General features: G+C 65.9%; 18 protein-coding genes. 7 read left to right on the top strand and 11 right to left on the bottom strand.

Features of this window, described 5'->3' with window-relative positions; all coding sequences use genetic code 11:
* Nucleotides 1-21: 21 nt before the first annotated feature.
* Nucleotides 22-960 (top strand): zinc-dependent alcohol dehydrogenase, encoded by a 939-nt coding sequence (locus ACOGXC_RS09460; RefSeq protein ID WP_419917949.1) that lies wholly within the window; start codon nt 22-24, stop codon nt 958-960.
* Between the two features lie 39 nt (nt 961-999).
* Here ACOGXC_RS09460 and ACOGXC_RS09455 read toward each other — a convergent pair whose 3' ends face one another.
* Nucleotides 1,000-2,130: a Fic family protein gene (locus tag ACOGXC_RS09455; protein WP_419917948.1), complete on the bottom strand. Its 1,131-nt coding sequence runs from the start codon at nt 2,128-2,130 to the stop codon at nt 1,000-1,002.
* A 262-nt stretch (nt 2,131-2,392) separates the two neighbouring features.
* On the opposite strand from ACOGXC_RS09455, the gene ACOGXC_RS09450 reads away from it, so the two are divergent.
* From ACOGXC_RS09450 to ACOGXC_RS09440, 3 genes are all read left to right on the top strand, one after another.
* Nucleotides 2,393-2,857 carry a cupin domain-containing protein gene (locus tag ACOGXC_RS09450; protein ID WP_419917947.1) on the top strand — a complete coding sequence of 155 codons (465 nt, stop codon included), beginning with the start codon at nt 2,393-2,395 and terminating at the stop codon, nt 2,855-2,857.
* Nucleotides 2,858-2,903: 46 nt separating this feature from the next.
* The gene (locus ACOGXC_RS09445) at nt 2,904-3,668 is read left to right on the top strand and encodes an SDR family NAD(P)-dependent oxidoreductase (RefSeq protein WP_419920053.1); all 765 of its coding nucleotides are present in this window, start codon (nt 2,904-2,906) and stop codon (nt 3,666-3,668) included.
* A gap of 226 nt (nt 3,669-3,894) precedes the next feature.
* The gene (locus tag ACOGXC_RS09440) at nt 3,895-4,185 is read left to right on the top strand and encodes a WhiB family transcriptional regulator (protein WP_419917946.1); all 291 of its coding nucleotides are present in this window, start codon (nt 3,895-3,897) and stop codon (nt 4,183-4,185) included.
* 63 nt (nt 4,186-4,248) lie between these two features.
* On the opposite strand, the gene ACOGXC_RS09435 is transcribed toward ACOGXC_RS09440, so the two are convergent.
* The gene (locus tag ACOGXC_RS09435; protein ID WP_419917945.1) at nt 4,249-5,151 is read right to left on the bottom strand and encodes an alpha/beta hydrolase; all 903 of its coding nucleotides are present in this window, start codon (nt 5,149-5,151) and stop codon (nt 4,249-4,251) included.
* A gap of 157 nt (nt 5,152-5,308) precedes the next feature.
* On the opposite strand from ACOGXC_RS09435, the gene mca reads away from it, so the two are divergent.
* Entirely contained in the window at nt 5,309-6,247 is a 939-nt protein-coding gene (gene mca, locus ACOGXC_RS09430) for a mycothiol conjugate amidase Mca (protein ID WP_419917944.1), read from the top strand.
* Between the two features lie 5 nt (nt 6,248-6,252).
* Nucleotides 6,253-6,648, top strand: coding sequence for an SCP2 sterol-binding domain-containing protein (locus ACOGXC_RS09425; protein ID WP_419917943.1), 396 nt, complete (start codon nt 6,253-6,255; stop codon nt 6,646-6,648).
* 238 nt (nt 6,649-6,886) lie between these two features.
* Here the strand turns inward: ACOGXC_RS09425 and ACOGXC_RS09420 are convergent, their stop codons facing one another.
* The 7 genes from ACOGXC_RS09420 to ACOGXC_RS09390 form a co-directional block, all read right to left on the bottom strand.
* On the bottom strand, nt 6,887-7,720 hold the full coding sequence (locus ACOGXC_RS09420; protein ID WP_419917942.1) for a ChbG/HpnK family deacetylase: 834 nt from the start codon (nt 7,718-7,720) through the stop codon (nt 6,887-6,889).
* Nucleotides 7,721-7,784: 64 nt separating this feature from the next.
* On the bottom strand, nt 7,785-8,408 hold the full coding sequence (locus ACOGXC_RS09415; protein ID WP_419917941.1) for a thermonuclease family protein: 624 nt from the start codon (nt 8,406-8,408) through the stop codon (nt 7,785-7,787).
* A 95-nt stretch (nt 8,409-8,503) separates the two neighbouring features.
* The gene (locus ACOGXC_RS09410; RefSeq protein ID WP_419917940.1) at nt 8,504-8,674 is read right to left on the bottom strand and encodes a hypothetical protein; all 171 of its coding nucleotides are present in this window, start codon (nt 8,672-8,674) and stop codon (nt 8,504-8,506) included.
* Nucleotides 8,675-8,819: 145 nt separating this feature from the next.
* On the bottom strand, nt 8,820-9,182 hold the full coding sequence (locus ACOGXC_RS09405) for a helix-turn-helix domain-containing protein (RefSeq protein ID WP_419917939.1): 363 nt from the start codon (nt 9,180-9,182) through the stop codon (nt 8,820-8,822).
* 114 nt (nt 9,183-9,296) lie between these two features.
* Nucleotides 9,297-10,214 carry a 3-hydroxybutyryl-CoA dehydrogenase gene (locus ACOGXC_RS09400; protein WP_419917938.1) on the bottom strand — a complete coding sequence of 306 codons (918 nt, stop codon included), beginning with the start codon at nt 10,212-10,214 and terminating at the stop codon, nt 9,297-9,299.
* Nucleotides 10,215-10,342: 128 nt separating this feature from the next.
* A complete protein-coding gene (locus ACOGXC_RS09395) occupies nt 10,343-10,654 on the bottom strand; it encodes a hypothetical protein (RefSeq protein WP_419917937.1) in 312 nt (103 codons plus the stop codon).
* A gap of 81 nt (nt 10,655-10,735) precedes the next feature.
* Nucleotides 10,736-12,421, bottom strand: a complete 1,686-nt coding sequence (locus ACOGXC_RS09390) for a PHA/PHB synthase family protein (RefSeq protein WP_419917936.1) — start codon at nt 12,419-12,421, stop codon at nt 10,736-10,738.
* Nucleotides 12,422-12,517: 96 nt separating this feature from the next.
* Here ACOGXC_RS09390 and ACOGXC_RS09385 point away from each other — a divergent pair, with 96 nt between their 5' ends.
* Nucleotides 12,518-13,501 carry an LLM class F420-dependent oxidoreductase gene (locus ACOGXC_RS09385; RefSeq protein ID WP_419917935.1) on the top strand — a complete coding sequence of 328 codons (984 nt, stop codon included), beginning with the start codon at nt 12,518-12,520 and terminating at the stop codon, nt 13,499-13,501.
* An 81-nt stretch (nt 13,502-13,582) separates the two neighbouring features.
* Here ACOGXC_RS09385 and ACOGXC_RS09380 read toward each other — a convergent pair whose 3' ends face one another.
* Both ACOGXC_RS09380 and ACOGXC_RS09375 read right to left on the bottom strand, forming a co-directional pair.
* Nucleotides 13,583-14,254, bottom strand: coding sequence for a phosphatase PAP2 family protein (locus ACOGXC_RS09380; protein ID WP_419917934.1), 672 nt, complete (start codon nt 14,252-14,254; stop codon nt 13,583-13,585).
* Nucleotides 14,251-15,156 (bottom strand): SDR family oxidoreductase, encoded by a 906-nt coding sequence (locus ACOGXC_RS09375; protein WP_419917933.1) that lies wholly within the window; start codon nt 15,154-15,156, stop codon nt 14,251-14,253. The genes ACOGXC_RS09380 and ACOGXC_RS09375 overlap by 4 nt, the downstream gene beginning before the upstream one ends.
* Nucleotides 15,157-15,275 lie beyond the last annotated feature (119 nt).

Here is a 15,275-nt window from a genome sequence, read left to right as displayed (position 1 = left end):
GCGGGTAGAAAGGACTTTTCCATGAGAGCAGTGCGATGCGTTGATGGTCGCCCCACGGTTGTGGAGGTGGACATTCCCCGGGGCGAGGGGGTGAGAATCAAGGTCGCCTCCGCGGGGGTGTGCGGTTCCGACCTGCACATGATCGAACTCGGGATGCTCGACACTTTCACCATCGGTCACGAGTTCGCCGGCTGGCTGGAGGATGGCCGACCGGTGGCGATCGAGCCCATCCACGGCTGCGGCACCTGCGAGCTGTGCCGGGCCGGTGACTACAACCGTTGCCCCGCAACCCTTACCGACATTGCCGGTATCTCCCGCGACGGGGGCATGGCCGACGAGGTGCTCATATGGCCCGAAGCGGTGGTCCCCTTGCCCGCAGGAGTGGATGCCCGGGATGCCTGCCTGGTGGAGCCGCTGGGAATTGCGGTGCACGGCTTCGCCATGGCCGGGTTGCGGGGCGACATGCGGGTGGCGGTCATCGGCGGCGGCACCGTCGGTCAGACCGCGCTGGCCGTGGCCCGCCTGGCCGGTTGCGAGACCGCCATGTCGGCTCGTCACGATGCCCAGAAGGAGGCCGCCGAGCGGTTGGGGGCCGTCGCTCCGACCGACCAGCCCTACGACATCGTGGTGGAGGCCGCCGGCACCGCCTCGGCGCTGGCTGATGCCGCCAAAAGATGCCGCCCCGGGGGCACGATCATCATCCTCGGCACCTACTGGGGAGGGGTCGAGCTGCCCGGCATGGACCTCAGCATGAAGGAGATCACCGTTGTCCCATCCTCCATGTACGGCCGCAGGGGTCCTGCTCGCGACGTGGATGTCGCGGCCGCGGCCCTCGCCCAGCTCCCCGAGCTGCCCGCCGCCATCATCACCCACCGCTTCCCCCTCGACACCCCCGCCGATGCCTTCGCCACCGCCGCCGACCGTTCCTCCGGCGCCATCAAGGTGGTTCTGGAGCCCTGATTACGCTGGAGGTATTGGGGTTATGGAGCCCTGATCCCGCTAGTTGGTTTCGCTTCCCGCGTCAACGGGGCCGTACACGGCTTGGAAGATCCGGGGTGCCTCGTAAAGGCGGTGTCGTTGGCGTCCCGTGACCTCCCGAAGGTCGCCACGCTCCTCCAGTTCCCTGATGGCCTTGTATGCGGTGGGCGAAGACACCCCGAGCCGGGAAGCCGCCATCGGGGCGCTGAGCAGCGGTGCTACAAACAGCAACTCCACCAGCCGCAGGACAGAACCCGACTTACCCTCCTCGAGCAGGGCGTCGCGCATCCGTTGTTGGAGTTCCACCAGGCGGATGGTGCGCTTCTCGGCATCGCGGGCCTGGCGGCTTACCCCCTCCAGAAAGAACCGTATCCAGGGAGCCATGTCACCGTGCTGGCTCGTTCGCAGCAGGTGGTCGTAGTACTGGGACCGATGCTGCTCGAAGAACGCCGACAGGTAGAGCAGCGGTTGGGGAAGTACCTCCCGCTCCAGCAGCATCAACGGAATAAGCAGCCTGCCGATCCGACCGTTGCCATCCAGGAACGGGTGGATCACCTCGAACTGGTAGTGAGCCATGGCTAGCTGAACCAGCAGCGGCAGGTCTTGCTCGTGGAGGAACCGCTCCAGGTCGTTAAGGGCCTGGCGCATTTTTTCGGGCGGTGGTGGCACGAAGACGGCCTCGTTGAGGTTCTCGCCCCCGATCCATACCGGGCTCCTGCGCAGCTCTCCAGGATCACGGTGGTGGCCGCGTACTCCACGGAGCAAGTGTTGGTGCATCTCCCGAAAGAGCCGGATCGAAATCGGGAAGCCACCCCGGATGCGGGCGATGCCGTGCTCCATCGCCACGACGTGGTTGCGCACCTCTTGAGCTTCCGCTGCTTCCGCTGCTGGTTGGGTCTCACCCGCTTCGGCTCGTAGCAGTTGGGTGATCTCGGTGCGGGTCCCCTCGATGCGAGAACTCAGGACCGCCTCGATCCTCAGGTGCGGTCCGATCAGAAGGTGGGGGTTGGGCAGCAGCAGGCCCACACCCCCGAGGCGATGCACCGTGCCGGTGGCCTCATCCAGCTTCGCGGCCAATTCCTGCGGGATGCGGTAGTTGCGGGGCAACGGCTTGGGGTTGAACGCCCAGAAACCCTCCCTCTCCCTTTCCACTGTGCCTCTATCCGAGGAAGGGAACGCTTCGGGGGTCATGAACCTACCTACCTATCGGCAACGAGTTGATGTTCTGGCCGTGCCCACAGTAAGTAAAGCAAACTGTCAATTACTTTACTTAGCCCGGCTCCAAGGAAAACACACTTTACTTGGAGCCGAGCTAAGTAAAGCAATCCCGCAATCGCTTTACTTAGATTGCGGGCCAGTAAGGAGTGTTTCACTTACGAAGCAGCAAGAGGGCTGCAAGGGTAGGGTCCAGGTAGTGAGCAGCGGGGATGGTCTGGCGGGAGATGATGTGGTGGCCCTGCTGGGGTTGAAGGTGTTGCCCGAGGAGGGGGGAATGTGGCGGGAGGTGTGGCGGGACGAGAACAGCACCGCCATCTTCTTCCTGCTCCAGCCGGGGGATTTCTCGGCCCTGCATCGCTTGGACGGGCCGGAGCTGTGGCACCACTACGCCGGGGCCGCGGTGCAGATGCTCCTTCTGGGGCCGGACGGATCGGTGGATAAGCCGGTTCTGGGCGACGACCTCGCCGGTGGGGAGCGGCCCTGCGTGGTGGTCCCGGCTCGCACCTGGATGGGGGCCTCCACCCGGGGTGAGTGGTCGCTGGTGGGAACCACGATGGCTCCGCCCTACCATCATGGCGGCTTTGAACTCGGTGACGCTGGCCGGCTGATTGGCCAGTACCCCTCGGTGGCCACCGACATTGCCGCCCTGGTACGCCCGTGACCGGTTTGCGCTCGCTTCATTGGGATCAGGGTTGCCCGTGACCGGGTTGCATCCACCCACCGAGTTGCTCGATCTAACCGGTCGGGTCGTGGTGGTCACCGGTGCCGGTGGCGGGATCGGCGGGGGCATCGTCCGGCGCATGGCGCAGGCGGGGGCATCGGTGGTGGCTCACACCCGGTCGTCGCCGGTAGAAGGTCTCGCCGGCCCGGACGGGGGAGGGGTCACCGAGGTGCGGGCCGATCTGACCACCGAGGACGGTCCCGCAACAGTGGTCGAGGCCGCCCTGGAGCATCATGGGAGGCTGGATGCCCTGGTCAACAACGCCGGCATGCAGCCGGTGGTCCCGTTCACCGATCTGGACGACCGGCAGTGGATCGAGATGATCGACACCAACCTTACCGCCGCCCACCGGATGACCCAGGCCGCCGCCTCGGCCATGCGTGATTCAACAACCGGCGGTGCCATCGTTCACATTGCCTCCATCGAGGCCCGGCACCCCACCCCGGTCCACGGCCACTACGCCACGGCCAAGGCCGGACTGGTGATGCACGCCAGAGCCGCCGCCCTGGCCTGGGGTCCCCATGGGATCAGGGTCAACTCGGTGTCGCCGGGGTTGATCCACCGGCCTGGTCTGGCGGAAGGCTGGCCCGAGGGGGTGCAGCGCTGGCTGGCGGCGGTTCCCCTGGGTCGGCTGGGAACCCCCGAGGACATCGGGGATGCCTGCGTGTTCCTCTGTTCCGATCTGGCCCGGTGGATCACCGGTGTCGATCTGGTGGTCGACGGCGGTGTCCTCACCAACCCCACCTGGTGACCGCTGCTTGCCCTGCTATCACTTTTAGAGCTACTATCACTTTTAGAGATAGATTTATCAAAACTATTCATATAGGGTATCGTGACGATCGCGGTTCGAGCGTCTAACTTTCTATATGTAAAGCAAGAGGGGCACCGGGCCTGTGGCCGGTGTTTTGCTTGTGGGACAAGTAAGCAAATGAATAAAGCCCCCGGACTCGGACGGGAGGCGATGGTTGGAGATGGCAATGGAGCCTCGTCCTTGGTGGATGGAAAATGCGAACTGCAAGGGGAGGAGCGAGTTGTTCTTCCCCCCGGCTGGCGAGCGCCCGTCGGCTCGCGAGCGACGGGAGAACGCCGCCCGGCGCATTTGCGTTGAATGCGACGTGATCCGGGCCTGCCGCAAATGGGCCCGCGACCAGCGCGAGCTCGGGTTCTGGGGCGGCGAGTCGGAGATAGAGCGGGCGGAGGCGGGTTTTGCTCCCTCCACCCCGGTCATTGGCCTCAGGCGGCACCGCACCGAGCGGGAATCGGCCTGAGCCCTCCGATTCCGGGGCGCTGATCCGCCCGGTCATCGACCCCGCCCGGGAGCCCCAACCGATTTACCCCACCGTGCGCCGCACGAAGGCCGCGATGGCTTCCGTGGCCTCCACCGCTTCGGGGAAATTGGGGTACATGATCTGAAAGTCGTGGATCATCCCCGGCCAGATACGGTGATCCACCTCCACCCCGGCGGCCTCCAGCACGGCGGCGAACGCCACCGCATCGTCCAGCAGCACCTCGTGGTCACCGGCGTGGATCAACATCGGGGGCATCCCCTCCCAGTTGCCGAACAGCGGCGAGGCCAACGGGTCCCGGGGGTCGTGATCGCCGAGATACCAACTGGCTGCGGTTACCGAGTCCTGGTGGGAGAACATCACGTCCAACTCGTCTCGTTCGGTGTGGCTCGTCGATGAGTTGGTCAGATCCACCCACGGCGATATGCATACCCCCGCGCCGGGCTGCGGCCACCCCCGGTCACGAACCCCCAGCAGGACCGCTCCCACCAGCCCACCCCCGGCGGAGTCCCCGATGAGCGCGATGCGAGCCGGGTCGATCCCGAGGTCCAGCAGCCCGCGGTAGGCGGTCAGGCTGTCGTCCACCGCGGCGGGAAAGGGGTGCTCCGGGGCCAGCCGGTAGTCGATCAGCAGCACCCGGGCCGGGATCAGCGAGGCCAGATGCGATCCGTAGCCCTGGTGCGAGATGATGGACCCCACCCGGTAGCCGCCGCCGTGGAAGAAAAGCAGCACCGGCAAGCTCTCGGGATCCTCCGTTTCGGGCCGGAACCAGGCGGCACCGGGGACACCGGGCATCTCGATCATCTGCTTGGTAACCCCCTCGGCCAGCGGGGTGGCTGAAGAGTTGGCATCCAACCGGGCCCGGCGCTGGGCCGGGGTCTCCGAGGGATCGGGTGCGGGCGCGGCTGCCAGCATGGCTCGCACCGCTTCGAATTCTGCGCTGGGCATCCCCAAAGCCTAATCCGCGCCGTCGGTTGGGGGTTACGGCGGGTTGGGGATTACCGCTGCTTAGGGGTTTACGGGTTCTTGGTGGAGCCGGGTGGGCGGCTGGTTGGGGGTTTACGGGTTCTTGGTGGAGCCGGGTGGGCGGTAGCCTGGGCGGGCGATGACTGGCTCCCGCCGACTTCTCACCGTTCACGCCCATCCCGACGATGAGTCGTCCAAGGGATCGGCATCGGTGGCCATGTACACCGACCGGGGAGTGGTGGCCTCGCTGGTGTGCTGCACCGGGGGCGAGCAGGGCGACATCTTGAACCCGGCCATGGATCGTCCCGAGGTCCGGGACAACCTGCATCAAGTCCGCCGGGACGAGTTGGCCGAAGCGGCCGCCGTTCTGGGCTACCACCGGGTGCATTGGCTGGGATACCTGGATTCGGGGATGGAAGGCAGCGACACCAACTCCGATCCCGCCTGCTTCGCCCAAGCCCCCCTGCCGGAGGCCGTGGACCGCCTGGCGGCCATCATTCGGGCGGAGCGCCCCCATGTGGTGGTCACCTATGGCGAGGATCAGCAGGGCTACCGGCATCCCGACCATCTCCGGGTGGCCGAGATCAGCGCTCCGGCCCTCGAGGCGGCTGCCGACCCCGATGCCTGTCCCGGTGGCGGCGAACCGTGGCAGGTGCTGAAGATGTACTACGTGACCTGGTCCCGGAACCGCATCAGTGCCCTGCACGCCAAGTTCGGCGAGCTGAACCTGGAGTCACCCTACGACGAGCGCTGGTTCAGCCGACCCTCCAACGACGATGCCATCACCACCCGCATCAACTGCGCTGACTACTTCGATCGCCGCTCCAAGGCCCTGCTGGCTCACCGCACGCAGGTGGACCCCGACTCCAAGTTCTGGTTCGGCCTGCCCGATCACCACATGGCCGATGCCTATCCCTGGGAGGACTACATACTGGCCCGCAGCCTGGTGGACACCGACCTGCCCGAGTCCGACCTGTTCGCGGGCATCGACCCCAGCTTGCCCGAGTCCGACCTGTTCGCGGGCATCGACCCCAGCTTGCCCGAGTCCGACCTGTTCGCGGGCATCGAGACCGAGTAGGGCCGGTGCAGCGGTCCCGGTATCTCAGCGATGGCTGGTTCCGGCTCAACCTGGAGGCCGCGTCCGGCTGGCCGGAGCGGCCGGGGGTGAGCTGCACGGCCAATTTCGAGGTTACCGGCGCACCCGAAGGCAAGGTCCGCTACCACGCCGTCATCCGCGACGGTCGTCTGGTCGAGATGGCCGGGGGTCACCGGGCCGATGCCGCCGTCAGCATGGTGTACCGCTACGAGGATGCCCTGGCCGAGGTGGTCGGCGGGGATCATCCCGACCTGGCTTTCATGACGGGCCGGATGAAGTTGGAGGGCGATTACCCCCGCTGGGTGTACGGGCTGCGGGCACTGCTGAACTCACCCGAACACCTCACCTACCGCTCGCTTCTGGCTGAGTACACCGATTTTTGATCGGCTCAGCCCCCAGTGTCTCAGCCCCGGTGATTGGTGTTCAGCCTGAGCGTTGGGTGTCTCGAAGGTCGGAGTAGCTCAGTGTCTCAGCCCCGGTGATTGGTGTTCAGCCTGAGCGTTGGGTGTCTCTAAGGTCGGAGTAGCTCAGTGTCTCAGCCCCGGTGATTGGTGTTCAGCCTGAGCGTTGGGTGTCTCTAAGGTCGGAGTAGCTCAGTGTCTCAGCCCCGGTGATTGGTGTTCAGCCTGAGCGTTGGGTGTCTCTAAGGTCGGAGTAGCTCAGCAGCCGGGTGCCGGATCGTTCGATGGCTCGGCGTAGCGATGGATCGTGGGCCACCAGCAGGTACTGCTCCACCCGGCCGAGCCAGCCCGGGTCCAGCTCCCGCAGCTCGGGGGTGTCCATGGCCGGCGAGACCACCACCTCGGTCACCCCCGGGGCCAGATTCCCCACCGTGTCCTCCAGCGTTCGCCGGACGGGGCGGTCCCGAATCGACACCAGGTGATCGGGGGTGAGCACGCCCGCGCCGGCGGCCAGGCGGCGGAACGGGAACCCGGCTCGGCGCTCCTGTTCGCTCCCCCCCAGGCGTAACGGCAAAGCCATCTCCGTGGCCAGCTCCAGGTAGATGTCGAAAAACTCGGGGCGCATCAACAAGGTGTCCAGATGGGAACTCAGATGGGTCGGATCGCTGCCCCACTGGACGGCCCGCTCGATCTGGGCCCGGCACTCCCGGCGGACCTCGTCGAGGTCGCTGTGCTCCCAGGAGTCGGCCGGGGTGCGGGGGAAGCCACCGTCGCCGTCCAGCAGCGATGGGGCCTGGGTTATCGGGCCCCACCGGTAGTTGTCGAACTCGGCGTTGAGGGTTAGGTGCACTCCCACCGGGGTACCGGCAAGGTGGCCGACCGCGTCCCTGGACCACGGGCACGGCACCATCAGCCCGGCCGATACGGCCACCCCGATGTCCAGGCACTCGGCGATGGCCGCGTTGGCCGCATGCGACTGACCCAGGTTGTCACAGGTGATTATCAGGGCTCGGCCCCCGGGGGCCCCGCCCAGGCGTTCCAGTAGCTCGCTCACGTGTATTTCAAGCTATCGCGCCGGCTACCCGCCCAGGTGTTCCAGTAGCTCGCTCACGTGTACCTCAAGCTACCGCGCCGGCTACCCGCTCGGGGGCGGGTGGTCCCGTGATCTCCACATCTGCGCTGCCGCATGCGCCCCAGAGCCCCAAACCCCGGTCGCGGGCCTGAGCCGCCGCCCGGTAAAAGTCATCGGCGTGGGTGGTGTTGGGCTCGATCACCAAAGCCTCGGCGTACCCGCGGGTGGCTATCTCGAGATTGACGAACAGGCCGTCGTCGGCCCGATGGACGTAGGCCAGGAGTCGGCCGTAACGGTCCCGGGCCTCGACGTCGCGGGTCAACCGCACACTGGTTCCCACCGGAAGCAGCGATCCGGTGAGGGCGCTGGCCCGGTCGCCATAGCACTCAACCGGCAAGAATCCACCGGTGGCCTCGGGGGTGTCGATACCTATCAGCCGCACGCTTTCTTTCCGGCCGGCAATGCTCACCATTATGGTGTCCCCGTCCACCACCTCCGTGACGATTCCGGGAGCTCCCTCCACCGTCGCGGATGGGACGGTTGCCCGGTCCGCCGAACCACCGGTGTTGACCCCACAGCCAAAAGCCGCCGGCAGGCTGAAGACCACCAGCACGGCAACCGCCACCCCCACCGGATATAACCGGTTGGAGAGGTTTGCCGGCGGCTTCATGCCGCTCGGGGAACATCGTCCACGGGGTTTCATGCCGCTCGGGGAACATCGTCCACGGGTTTTCATGCCGCCCGGGGAACATCGTCCACGGGGTTTCATGCCGCTCGGGGAACATCGTCCACGGGCGGGGTGGTGGGCCAATCGGCAGGGGGGTGGCTCTGTAGAACGGCCCGGGCCCGAGCCAGGCCCCGTCGCCCGACCTCCTTGGTGTGCTCGTCGATCCGCCAGTCGGGCGGTGCCTCCAGCAGTGCGAGTTGTACAGTCATACCCCCAGTATCCCGGTGGGAGCGACAATTACCGCCCGAATCCCCGGCAAGGGCAAAAAGCGATGGCCTCAAGCAGGTTTTCCAAGACAGCAACCGTTGCTGCCGGGTCGGGGTGAGGTGGCGGGGCCAGGAAAGGAAAGAGACCTCAGGAAGCCCGACCGTTGCCGGTCATGCTCCGGTACACCTCCAGCAGTGCCGCTTTCTGCTCATCGGTGAGGTTGGTGTCGGCCCGGATGGTGGCGGCGGTGTCGCCCATCTCGTCGGGGTTCGAGCCTTTTGCGGCATCAAGGCCGGCAGCTTGGGCCAGCAGCGTCTCGGCCGACAGGTTCAGCGCCTTGGCCAGTGATTTTATTACCCGCACCGATGGCTGGTGCAGCCCTCTTTCCAACTGGCTGAGGTAGGGATTGGACACCTGGGCAAGGTCGGACAGTTCCCGCAGGGTCAACTGGGCCAGCTTGCGCTGGCTGCGGAGGTAGCTTCCGAACGCCTCTATCGCGGTATGGTCCATCGTCCCTCTTTCTCAGCCGCCGGGTTAGTAGAAGCCGAGCTCTTTCTCAGCCGCCGGGTTAGTAGAAGCCGAGCTCTTTGTCAGCCGCCGGGTTAGTAGAAGCCGAGCTCTTTGTCATCCGTCGTACTCGTAGAAGCCCTTACCGGATTTCCGTCCCAGATGCCCGGCGGCCACCATGCGCCTCAGCAGCGGGGGCGGGGCGTTGTGGGTGCCCTTGAACTCCTCGTAGAGCACATCGGCCACCGCCTCTATGGTGTCCAGCCCGATCAGGTCGCACAGCGTCAGCGGGCCCATGGGGTGGCCGCAACCGTACATCATCCCGCTGTCGATGTCGGCTGCGCTCACCTTGCCCTCGTCGAACATACGTATGGCATCCAGCAGGTAGGGCACCAGCAGCCGGTTCACCACGAAACCGGCCCGGTCCCGGCAGCGGATCACCCGCTTGCCCAGAACCTCCACCACGAAGCGGTCGGCCCGATCCATGGTCTCCGATGTGGTGTTCAGCGACCGCACCAGTTCCACCAGTGGCTGCACCGGTGCCGGGTTGAAGAAGTGCATGCCGATCACCATGTCTGAGCGGCTGGTGATGGACCCCAGGGTGATGATGGGAATGGAGGAGGTGTTGGTGGCCAGAATGGAGTTGGGCTTCATCACCTTGTCCATGGCCCGGAACACCGACAGTTTCTCCTCCAGCGACTCGATGATGGCCTCGATCACCAGGTCGCGGTCGCCCAGGTCGCCCAAATCGGAGCTGTAGCTGAGCGAATCCAGGGCCAGATCCCGGGCGGTGGCATGCAACTTGTTCCGGGCCACCGCTTTGTTCAGGGAAGCCTTGATCTTCTTGCGGGAATCATCGATGGCGGCATCATCGATCTCGATGATCAGGGTGTCCAAACCGGCTCGGGCGCACACTTCGGCGATGCCCGATCCCATCGTTCCCCCCCCTATCACCCCTACGCGGGTGATGGGCTCCAGCGGTGAGTCGAACTCCTGCGGCGGTTGCCCGCTAGAGGAGTCGGTTGCGGTGCTCATCGGTTCCCTCCACTCGCCGGCCCGGGTGGCTCCGGCGTGATTGTTCAGGATAGTTAGCAACTGCTTACCAAATGCAACGGGGCCGGTCAAAAGACCGGCCCCGTTGGTGGGAAGAGCTGAGGGGGGAATCAGCTCTTCTTGGTGACTGGCTTGGCCGGGGTCGAGCCGTTGGGGGCGGCCGCGGCCAGCAGGTTCTGGGCGAACTCCTTCTGGGTGGTGAGGATGGCCTCGGCGAACCCGAAGCCGACATCCATCAGCTCCTTGGGATCGGGCAGGGCATCAAGACCGGGGATGGCCTCGGTCCTCAGCTTCTCGGGGGTAGCCGCGCCCACCGTGTCGGTCCAGGTGCGGACACTTTCGATGATGGCGGTCTGGCTGACTTTGAGGGCACTGAGGATCTGATCCTGGATGGCCTCGGTGATTTCCTTTACGTCGGTCATGTTGCTTACTTTACTTAGCAAGAACTCGATAAGCAAACCAAAAAGAAAATTTTTCCGAAACATCCCCCGGGCTGCGGTCGATCAATCCGCAGCGGTATCGCCGGGGCGCATCTTCACGTACAGGCCCGGGGAGTCCTCCATGGGGGGGTGGGTCCCGCTGCCCAGCCGGGCCGGGGGGTCGATCCTGCTACCGGCCCGGTCGCCCAGCCAGCGAGCCCAGTCCTCCCACCATGTCCGCTGATGCTGCTCGGCACCCTCCAGCCACTGCTCGGGCTCGCCAAAAATCCGATCGTTGGTCCAGTGGCGGGCCTTGGGACCGGGAGGGTTGACGATACCGGCGATATGGCCCGATGTGCTGAGCACGAAGCGATTGTGGCCCCCGAGCAGCGTGGCGGTGCGATAGGCCGATGTCCACGGGACGATGTGGTCGTCAATGGCCGACAGCACGTAGGTGTCCTGGGTCACATCGCCGGGGTGAAGCACGGTACCGTCCACCTCGAAGGCGTCGTTGGCGAACTGGTTGTCTAGGTAGCACCGCCGCAGGTAGCTGCTGTGCATGCGGGCGGGCATCCGGGTGCTGTCGTTGTTCCAGGCCAGCAGGTCGAACGCCGGGGGATCCTCGCCCAGCAGCCAGTTGTTCACCACGTACTGGAAGATCAGGTCGTTGGCCCGGATGGCGTCGAAGGTTCGAGCCATCTCGTCGGCCTCCAGGTAGCCCTGGTCGGCCATCCTGCGCTCCAAACCGGCAATGGTGGGCTCGTCGGTGAAGGCCCCCAGAACACCGGGGTCGGAGAAGTCGGTCAGCGTGTTCAAGAATGTGGCGGTACCGATGGGCTGGTGGCCGGTGGCCGCACCGTGGGCCATGGCGATGGCGGTCAGCGTGCCCCCCAGGCACACGTTGACGGTGTTCACCGGCCCGGCCCCGGTGATCTCCTGCACCACCCGGAGGGCATCCAGCGGTCCCCGGTGGAGGTAGTCCTCGAAGCTGGTGTCGCGCATGGACTCGTCGGGGTTGCGGTAGCTGATGGCGAAGCAGGTGTGGCCGTGCTGCACCGCCCACTCGATCAGGCTCTTTCCCGGGGCCAGGTCCATTATGTAGTACTTGTTGATCCACGGCGGGCAGAACAGCAGCGGGATCTGGTAGGTCTGCTCGGTCTGGGGTTCGTACTGGATCAGCTCCATGAGGTCGCTGCGGTACACCACCTTGCCCGGGGTCATGGCCATGTTCACCCCCGGCTCGAACCCCGAATCGTCCACCTTGGACGGCCAGCCGCCGTTGTGGCGCAGGTCATGGAGCATGTTGGCTGCGCCCCTCACCACGCTGGCCCCGCCCGTGGCCATCGCCCGGGCCAGGGCATCGGGATTGGTGAACAGCAGGTTGGTGGGGGCCAGGGTATCGAGAGCCAGGGAGGCCGCGAACTTGGCCTTGCGGTGCTCGCTCTCGTCCAGGTTGGCGGCGTCGATGAGATCGTCCACCAGATTCCTGGACAGCAGGTAGGTCTGCTGGATACCGAAGAAGTAGGGATTGTCCTGCCATGCCGGCGATGACCACCGATGATCGTTGGGTTGGGGCTGGATCGGGGCGGGGTCGTCGCTCCCCGGAGCATCCACAACCTTGGCCACCGTGGCCATTCCCACCTCCATGGCCGAAGCTGTGGCCCTCAGCAGGGCTATACCCGTGCCCACGGGGTTGGTTGCGGCTTTGAGACCTGCTCCGGCCAGGGTCCGGGCGAAATGAACCGGGTCGAGCGAGTCCGAGCTGTTCATGTTGGTAACTATACCTAGCAAAACTGTATTGAGGTTCACCCAAAAGCTGTGTTCAAGGGGGAGCCAGGGTAAGCCGGGGAGTCGTAGAGTGACGGCATGCCCGAACGACGTGACGGAATGACGGTCCCCCTGCCCGGCCCCCTTCACCAGCAGGCGGAGCAGGTGGCCGAGCTGGCCGCATTGGGTTACACCGACGTGTGGTCCTCGGAGTCCAATGCCAACGACGCCTTCACCCCACTGGTACTGGCTTCGCAGTGGGCACCGTCGCTGCGACTGGGCACCGCCATCGTGCCGGCCTACACCCGGGGGCCGGCGCTGGTGGCTCAATCGGCGGCCACGCTGGCTTCGCTGGCCCCGGGCCGGTTCGCCCTGGGGGTGGGCAGCTCCTCGGATGTGATTGTGGAGCGGTGGAATGCGATCCCCTTCGAGAACCCTTACCGGCGGGTTCGCGATCTGGTCCGGTTCCTCCGAGCTGCCCTGGAGGGCCAGAAGGTGAGCGCCGACTACGACACCTTCTCGGTCCGGGGGTTCCGGCTGGGGATCGTGCCTCCCGAACCACCCCCCATCCTGGTGGCCGCTCTGCGGGGGCAGATGCTGGCGCTGGCCGCAAGCCAGGCCGATGGGGCCATCCTCAACTGGTTGTCGGCCTCCGACGCCGCTCGGGTGAGCGAGATCGTCAATAAGCGGGGATCGGGCCGGGACAAAGAGATCGTGGCTCGCATCTTCGTGTGCCCCAACCCCGATCGCCAGACGGTGATCGCCCAGGGGCGCCGAGCGGTGGCCGCCTATTTGAACGTACCGGTTTACCGGGCCTTCCACGAATGGCTGGGCCGGGGGGATCTGCTGGCCGAGCATTGGCAGCGATGGGCGGCCGGGGACAGGGCCGGGTCGCTGGAGGCCATCCCCGAGCAGGTGGTGGACGATCTGATCGTGCACGGCACCCCCGATGAGTGCCGGGCCCACATCGACCGCTACTTCGACAGCGGGGTCACCACCTCCTCGCTTCAGGTCATGGCTTTCGGGGGGATCGATGTATGGGAGGCAGCCAAGTCGCTAGCGCCCCGGCCATATTCTCGTTAGCGATCCTCTCTAGCGCAGTGGCCATATTCTCGTTAGCGATCCTCGCTAGCGCCCCGGCGGTAGTTGGCGGCCATGTCCTCGCTAGCGCAGGGGCCATATCCTTTTGAAGAGCCGGGCCAGCAGTGCGCCCACCACTGCGCCCACTGCGACGTCGGAGGCGTGGTGGATGCGAACGTGGATCCTGCTGAGGGCCACCACCGAGGCGGCCAGCAGGAGGGGCAGGCGATGGCGGCGGGGTTCGCCCAGCAGCACCGCCGCCACCACGGCCGCACTGGCGTGGCCGCTGGGAAAGCTGCTGGTGAGGGGCTGGCGCAACCGGTGGGGATGATCGTGCTCCACCAGCGGGCGGGATCGGTTGAAGGCCGACTTGATCGGCCCGTTGACCAGCGCCGACTCCACCGCCAGGGCCGCCGACACCCTCAGGGCGTTGCGCCGCCTCCGCTTGGAGGTGGCTCCTATCCAGGCCAGGGCGTGCCACAGAATGCTGAAGTTCCCCAGCTCCGAGGCGGTGTAGAACACCCGGTCGGCCACCGGATTCCCCCGCAGCCGCTCGAACACCTGCTCTGTAGCCTCATCAAAGGCTTCGATGATCGCCCCCCGGCCCCCATCCCGGCTCACCGCGCCATCCAACCCTTCGGGCATCTCCTGACCGTCCGGGCCATCCAACCCTTCGGGTGTCTCCTGATCGTCCGCGCCATCCAACCCTTCGGGTGTCTCCTGATCGTCCGCGCCATCCAACCCTTCGGGTGTCATCCGCCGGCTGCCCGGATGGTCTTGTAGGCCACGCTTATCTCGTGGTTGGCCTCTGCGAGCACCCTGTAGCCGGTCTCGTCCCTGATCCGGTCGAAGTTCTCGGCCACATCCTCGGCGGTGAGGTTGGGGTTGTAGTAGCCGGGGGTCCGGCCTACGAAGTATCGGGCCACCGTGCCGCCGGCCGCCGAGTACACCTCGCCCGACACCGGACAGTCCTCATGGGCCAGAAAGCACACCACCGGGGTGACCAGCTCGGGGTTCATGGCCTCCTTGATCTCCTCCCCGAAGATGGCCTCGGTCATGCGGGTGGTGGCCACCGGGGCGATGCAGTTGGCCTTGATGTTGTAGCGAGCCCCTTCCAGGGCCAGCGTGTTGGTGAGCCCCACCAGCCCCATCTTGGCCGCGCTGTAGTTCGACTGGCCGAAGTTGCCCAGCAGCCCGGCGTTGGAGGTGGCGCACACGATGCGACCGTAGCCCTGCTCCCGCATCCGCACGAAAGCCGGCCGGGCGACGTTGAACGCTCCCCGCAGGTGCACGGCGAGCACCGGGTGGAGTTGCTCGTCCTCCAGCTTGTGGAAGGTTCTGTCCCGCAGGATGCCGGCGTTGTTGATCACGATGTCCACCCGACCGAACGCCTCCAGCGCGGTTTCGGTTATGGCCACCCCTCCCTCTTTGGTGGCCACCGAGTTCGTGTCGGCCACCGCCTCACCCCCGGAGTGGTTGATCTCGGTTGCCGTTCGCTGGGCCGGTCCTTCACCGCTCCCGGTTCCGTCGGTCGCCCCACCCAGATCGTTGACCACCAATCGGGCCCCCCGCCGGGCCAGCTCCAGCGCGTACAGGCGTCCCAGCCCGCCCCCCGCCCCGGTTACCACTGCCACCCGGTTGTCAAAGCTCAATGCCATGGCCGAAGGTTACGATGATCCTCCGGTTCAGCGGTAAGCGCCGGGGGTAAGAGAGGGTCAGCGGTAAGCGCCGGGGGTAAGAGAGGGTCAGCGGTAAGCGCCGGGGTAAGAGTTGGTAA

It is taken from the genome of Candidatus Poriferisocius sp., assembly GCF_965202595.1.
GTDB lineage: Bacteria > Actinomycetota > Acidimicrobiia > Acidimicrobiales > Bin134 > Poriferisocius.
This window is presented reverse-complemented; position numbering and strand designations above follow the sequence as displayed.

Bases quoted from the DNA above. Each gene is read 5' to 3' on its own strand.
- ACOGXC_RS09460 (WP_419917949.1), top strand. From the start codon at position 22: ATGAGAGCAGTGCGATGCGTTGATGGTCGCCCCACGGTTGTGGAGGTG.
- ACOGXC_RS09440 (WP_419917946.1), top strand. From the start codon at position 3,895: ATGGAGCCTCGTCCTTGGTGGATGGAAAATGCGAACTGCAAGGGGAGG.
- ACOGXC_RS09435 (WP_419917945.1), bottom strand. From the start codon at position 5,151: ATGCCCAGCGCAGAATTCGAAGCGGTGCGAGCCATGCTGGCAGCCGCG.
- mca (WP_419917944.1), top strand. From the start codon at position 5,309: ATGACTGGCTCCCGCCGACTTCTCACCGTTCACGCCCATCCCGACGAT.
- ACOGXC_RS09415 (WP_419917941.1), bottom strand. From the start codon at position 8,408: ATGAAGCCGCCGGCAAACCTCTCCAACCGGTTATATCCGGTGGGGGTG.
- ACOGXC_RS09410 (WP_419917940.1), bottom strand. From the start codon at position 8,674: ATGACTGTACAACTCGCACTGCTGGAGGCACCGCCCGACTGGCGGATC.
- ACOGXC_RS09405 (WP_419917939.1), bottom strand. From the start codon at position 9,182: ATGGACCATACCGCGATAGAGGCGTTCGGAAGCTACCTCCGCAGCCAG.
- ACOGXC_RS09400 (WP_419917938.1), bottom strand. From the start codon at position 10,214: ATGAGCACCGCAACCGACTCCTCTAGCGGGCAACCGCCGCAGGAGTTC.
- ACOGXC_RS09395 (WP_419917937.1), bottom strand. From the start codon at position 10,654: ATGACCGACGTAAAGGAAATCACCGAGGCCATCCAGGATCAGATCCTC.
- ACOGXC_RS09390 (WP_419917936.1), bottom strand. From the start codon at position 12,421: ATGAACAGCTCGGACTCGCTCGACCCGGTTCATTTCGCCCGGACCCTG.
- ACOGXC_RS09385 (WP_419917935.1), top strand. From the start codon at position 12,518: ATGCCCGAACGACGTGACGGAATGACGGTCCCCCTGCCCGGCCCCCTT.
- ACOGXC_RS09380 (WP_419917934.1), bottom strand. From the start codon at position 14,254: ATGACACCCGAAGGGTTGGATGGCGCGGACGATCAGGAGACACCCGAA.
- ACOGXC_RS09375 (WP_419917933.1), bottom strand. From the start codon at position 15,156: ATGGCATTGAGCTTTGACAACCGGGTGGCAGTGGTAACCGGGGCGGGG.